General features: G+C 47.6%; 4 protein-coding genes. 2 read left to right on the forward strand and 2 right to left on the reverse strand.

The window, feature by feature from the left end; all coding sequences use genetic code 11:
• Window positions 1-160: 160 nt before the first annotated feature.
• Window positions 161-427 (reverse strand): DUF6439 family protein, encoded by a 267-nt coding sequence (locus tag P5683_RS22440; RefSeq protein ID WP_006670603.1) that lies wholly within the window; start codon window positions 425-427, stop codon window positions 161-163.
• A gap of 41 nt (window positions 428-468) precedes the next feature.
• On the opposite strand from P5683_RS22440, the gene P5683_RS22445 reads away from it, so the two are divergent.
• The gene (locus P5683_RS22445) at window positions 469-852 is read left to right on the forward strand and encodes a hypothetical protein (protein WP_006622634.1); all 384 of its coding nucleotides are present in this window, start codon (window positions 469-471) and stop codon (window positions 850-852) included.
• Between the two features lie 4 nt (window positions 853-856).
• Here P5683_RS22445 and mtnA read toward each other — a convergent pair whose 3' ends face one another.
• Window positions 857-1,963, reverse strand: coding sequence for an S-methyl-5-thioribose-1-phosphate isomerase (mtnA, locus tag P5683_RS22450; protein WP_315642025.1), 1,107 nt, complete (start codon window positions 1,961-1,963; stop codon window positions 857-859).
• Window positions 1,964-2,052: 89 nt separating this feature from the next.
• On the opposite strand from mtnA, the gene gcvP reads away from it, so the two are divergent.
• Complete coding sequence (gene gcvP, locus P5683_RS22455) at window positions 2,053-4,992, forward strand: aminomethyl-transferring glycine dehydrogenase (protein WP_315641066.1); 2,940 nt, start codon at window positions 2,053-2,055, stop codon at window positions 4,990-4,992.
• Window positions 4,993-5,402 lie beyond the last annotated feature (410 nt).

Raw genomic sequence — 5,402 nt, forward strand, 5'->3', positions numbered from 1 at the left:
TAACTCTTGCTCTGAACGTAGCCAGTTAAGGCTTAAGCTGGTCAGCTACCTGAAATCGGGGGGCACGAAGCCCCCGTGCTTCAGCCGGGGGTGCTGACAGTCTAGTCGAGGCTGGTAGCCCTATCTGTGGAATATTTGATTCAACAACCCATTTCGGGGATCATTTAGAGCCATGAGTAGGACATGGAGGTGCAGAGATGGACCTATCTAACCAACCGACCGCCTGTTGTAATCTGGGGATAGCCTCAGATGGTTCATCCTTGAGCAAAAAAATCAAAGCCGCGGCCACCTGTTCCCGGGCGCGAGCATTACGATTAGATTTGAGACGATGCCAGTCCCGTTCAGAAATAGCCAGATGTTCAGCTAGTTTCTGGGCTAGTTGCAAAGTCTCGGCATTATCAATTTTGGTTGAACTAGAATGAGTCATGGTGATTCTATATTTGAAGTTGGGAGCATTTTCTAATCATTATGCCAAGAAATACCTCATCCCAACCTAACCCCAATGATTCTCAACTGAATCGGGACCAAGAGGAAATCGAAGAAGCCCTCGAATCTGCCTCGACAGCGATCGCCACCATACAAGAGAGGATAGCTCAAATTCAGCGCGATCGCCAACGTCAAGCCGAGCTGAAAAACCGTATTGACCAAGTGATCCCCCAACTCCAGCAGGTCAAATCCCAACAACTCAAGCAAGAATTAAAACAGCTTACCCAGGAACTAGAAGCCGTAGAACTCAACTTAGAAAGCAGCCTGTTTACCTGGGGTAGCCTCAAAGAACCCTTTTGGCAAGCAGTCCGTTTTGGGGGACTAGGGGTAGTAATTGGTTGGCTGCTGAAATCCTGTTCTGGTTAGACATTCAGCATTGATGAACCATAAGATTTTTGAGATCCCCAGGTGCTACAGCCCCATGTTCAGTAATAATTGCCGTAATTAACTCAGCCGGAGTCACATCAAAAGCCGGATTATAAAACTCCACACCTGGGGGACAAATAGCAGTCGAGCCAATTTGATAAACTTCTTTCGGGTCTCTTTCCTCAATAGGGATACCTTCCCCGCTCTGTAATCGAAAGTCTACCGTAGACAGGGGAGCAGCTACAAAAAAGGGGATATTGTGGGCGCGAGCCACCAAAGCCACATTATAAGTGCCAATTTTATTAGCGGTATCTCCATTAGCCGCAATGCGATCGGCACCAACGATCGCCGCATGAATTAACCCCAACTTCATACAGTGAGCCGCCATATTATCCGCAATCAAAGTCACCGGGATCTGATCCTGTACACATTCCCAAGTAGTTAATTTTGCTCCCTGTAGACGGGGGCGAGTTTCATCAGCATAGACCCGCCCCAAGCGTTGCGCCGCCTTACAGGATCGAATGACCCCCAAAGCCGTACCATAACCCGCCGTAGCCAAAGATCCCGTGTTACAGTGAGTCAAAATATTAAGCTGTTCGGGAGTTTTGGGTAAAACCGCCAGTCCGTGATCTCCGATCGCCTGACAAGTATTCAAGTCCTCAGCTTGAATTTGTTGAGCCGCAGCCAATAGCACCTGGGGAATTTCCGACACAGAAACCGAAGTTTCCCTAGCGATTTTCAGCATTCTTTCAATAGCCCAAAACAAATTTACCGCCGTGGGGCGAGTATTCCCCAAAATCTCAGCCACCCCTTTAAGTTCCGCCAAAAACCCATCGCGATCGCTTTTTTGAATATCCCGCGCCCCCAAATACATACCATAAGCGGCCGCAATACCAATAGCCGGAGCCCCTCGGACAATCATAGTAGCGATCGCCCTAGCCATATCTTCATAGCGCTTAATTTCCACGAGCGCATACTCATGACTGAGGCGAGTTTGGTCAATGAGCAAAACTCGATCCTCGTGCCAAATAACCGGATAAACCTTAGTTTCCATAGAGATTGTTAATTTATCATAGCCAACACCAGCGATCATCTGTTGTACACCTTCCATCAAGCCGCCATTGTACCCATTCAGGGATTTAGGGACTACAATTTGATGATTCTGTTTTAAATGATCTTTGTTGAATCAGTCGGAGTTTCATGCTGGATATCAATTTACCCGGTCCCACAAAATCCCCAAACCATAGTACATCGAATCTCAGCCATCCCCGTGATGGTCACATCAATAGAACCCCCGCCGATCAATTCCTCAACCGACATATCGGCCCCAATGACGCTGAAATTCAACAAATGCTGTCAGCGATCGGATACAACAGTATAGAAAGCCTGATTGATAATACCATTCCCCAAGGCATTCGTTTAAACCGCCCCCTGAACCTACCCGCCCCCCTTACCGAACATCAGGCTTTAGTCAAACTCCGCGAAATTGCCAGTAAAAATCAAATTTACCGTTCCTTTATCGGTATGGGTTACTCCGACTGTATCACCCCCCCCGTTATCCAACGGAACATCCTAGAAAATCCGGGATGGTACACCGCATATACTCCCTACCAAGCCGAAATCGCCCAGGGACGCTTGGAAGCCCTACTAAACTTTCAAACACTCGTTATCGACCTAACCGGGCTAGAAATCGCTAACGCCTCCCTTCTTGATGAAGGGACCGCCGCCGCCGAAGCCATGACCATGAGTTATGGAATTAGCAAAGCCAAAGCCCATCACTTTTTTGTCTCCCAAGACTGTCACCCTCAAACCATAGAGGTCCTACAAACTAGGGCTAAACCCCTAGGTATTGAAATCATTATTGGAGATTTCCGCACCTTCGACTTTAGCGATCCAATTTTTGGGGCTTTATTGCAATACCCCGCCACTAATGGCGCAATTTACGACTATCGGGAATTTATCCAAACCGCCCATAACCATAAAGCCATTATTACCATCGCCGCAGATATCCTCAGCCTTACCCTACTGACACCCCCAGGAGAATTAGGCGCTGATATCGCCGTAGGAAGCACCCAGCGCCTCGGTGTTCCCCTAGGTTATGGGGGACCCCACGCGGCTTATTTTGCCACCAGGGAAGCCTTTAAACGCTCCTGTCCTGGTCGTATGGTGGGGGTTTCCATTGATAGCCAGGGTCAACCCGCCCTCCGACTCGCCCTCCAAACCAGAGAACAACATATTCGCCGCGATAAGGCTACCAGTAATATCTGTACCGCCCAGGTTCTGTTAGCTGTCATTGCTAGTATGTATGGGGTGTATCATGGACCACAGGGCTTAAAACAGATTGCTGAGAATATCCACGAGTTAACTATGATGTTGGCCACGGGTTTGCAAAAGTTGGGATATGCGATCGCCAATGATCACTTTTTTGATACCCTACAAGTTGAATTGGGTCATATATCCTCATCAGAAATTATCACCCTCGCCCAACTCCGCCAGATTAACCTACGACCAATAGCCGATAACTCTATTGGTATCAGCCTAGATGAAACTACCACCACCGCAGATATTATTAATCTGCTGGAAATTTTTGCCCTGGGTAAACCCCTCAACTTTGGCTTAGAAGAACTTGCCATCAAATCCGCCATTCCCCCCCATTTAACTCGCACTTCTGCTTACCTCACTCACCCCGTTTTTAATAGCCATCACTCAGAAACCGAATTATTGCGGTATTTACACCGCTTAGAAAGTCGGGATTTATCCCTGACTACCTCTATGATTCCTCTGGGTTCCTGTACCATGAAACTTAACGCTACCGCCGAGATGATTCCTGTCACTTGGCCGGAGTTTGGTAAGTTGCACCCCTTCGCACCCAAATCTCAAACTCAAGGTTATCAGGTATTGTTTCAACAACTTGAGGAATGGTTGGCAGAAATTACCGGATTTGCTGGAATTTCTCTACAGCCTAATGCAGGTTCTCAAGGGGAATATGCTGGTTTATTAGCAATTCGTGGTTATCATCAAAGCCGAGGAGAAAATCAACGCCATATTTGTCTAATTCCTGAATCTGCACACGGTACTAATCCCGCTAGTGCCGTTATGTGTGGCATGAAAGTTGTACCTGTTAAATGTGACAGCCAGGGTAATATTGATATTGATGATTTGCAGCAAAAAGCTGAACAGCATCAAGACCAACTCGCTGCTTTGATGGTAACTTATCCCTCGACTCATGGCGTGTTTGAAGACGGTATTCGCCATATTTGTGACATCATCCACCGCTGCGGGGGTCAGGTCTATATGGATGGTGCTAATATGAATGCACAGGTAGGGTTATGTCGTCCCGGAGATTTTGGCGCTGATGTCTGTCACCTGAATTTGCACAAAACTTTCTGTATACCCCACGGCGGCGGGGGTCCGGGAATGGGTCCCATTGGGGTGATGCCACACCTATTACCGTTTTTACCCGGTCATTGTGTCGTGGATATGGGGGAAACTTACTCAGGCGGCGCGGTTTCGGCTGCGCCTTGGGGTAGCGCTAGTATTCTGGTCATCTCCTGGATGTATATTGCTATGATGGGGGCTTCTGGCTTGAAAAAAGCTACAGAGGTCGCCATTCTCAATGCTAATTATATGGCGCGTCGTCTACAGGGGGTTTATCCGATTCTCTACAAGGGTAACAATGGTACAGTTGCCCATGAGTGTATTTTGGATCTGCGATCGCTCAAAAAGTCTGCTAATATTGATGTGGATGATATCGCTAAACGACTCATGGATTACGGTTTCCACGCCCCTACTATTTCTTGGCCAGTGGCGGGGACTATGATGGTGGAACCTACAGAAAGTGAGTCTCTCGATGAGTTGGATCGTTTCTGTGCCTCTATGATTGCTATTCGTCAGGAAATTGCTGCCATTGAGTCCGGGGAGTTTGACCGGGAAAATAACCCCCTTAAACAAGCCCCCCACACCGCAGAATCTCTGATTGTGGGTGAGTGGAATCGTCCCTACTCCCGGGAAGTAGCCGCTTATCCCGCCGCTTGGACTCGCGACTATAAATATTGGCCGCCTGTGGGTCGCATTGATAATGCCTTTGGCGATCGCAATTTTGTCTGTTCCTGTGCGCCTGTGACCGCTTATCAGGATTAAGCCATAACCCTCTCTCTCCCATTCAGTCATGGGGCTTATCTACCTGATACAGCCCCGGCTTCTGTGTTATTAAATTAAAAGCGATCGAAATTTTACCCTCCATCTTAACTGATCCTTTACAATGGTTTGTTAATTCTTTACATAATTTTCTTGATTTTCCCAGCTATTCACCCTTATGATGTGGTTAACTGCCTCAGCCAAGGGATTCGGTTTTAGCACCGCACTGGCTACTGGGTTGTTTTTATCGTTTCACCTCCAGCGTCAAATCCCCATAATATTTTGATTGACTTTTCACTAAACCAGCCATTTTCCTACTATATCCTTCTTTTTAGCAAAATCAAAATTGGCAGTAGTTCAGTCAGCACCCCCGGCTGAAGCACGGGGGCTTCGTGCCCCCCTTTCAGGTAGCT

The organism is Limnospira sp. PMC 1279.21 (genome assembly GCF_032349615.1).
GTDB lineage: Bacteria > Cyanobacteriota > Cyanobacteriia > Cyanobacteriales > Microcoleaceae > Limnospira > Limnospira fusiformis.

Bases quoted from the DNA above. Each gene is read 5' to 3' on its own strand.
- P5683_RS22440 (WP_006670603.1), bottom strand. From the start codon at position 427: ATGACTCATTCTAGTTCAACCAAAATTGATAATGCCGAGACTTTGCAA.
- gcvP (WP_315641066.1), top strand. From the start codon at position 2,053: ATGCTGGATATCAATTTACCCGGTCCCACAAAATCCCCAAACCATAGT.
- P5683_RS22445 (WP_006622634.1), top strand. From the start codon at position 469: ATGCCAAGAAATACCTCATCCCAACCTAACCCCAATGATTCTCAACTG.
- mtnA (WP_315642025.1), bottom strand. From the start codon at position 1,963: ATGGAAGGTGTACAACAGATGATCGCTGGTGTTGGCTATGATAAATTA.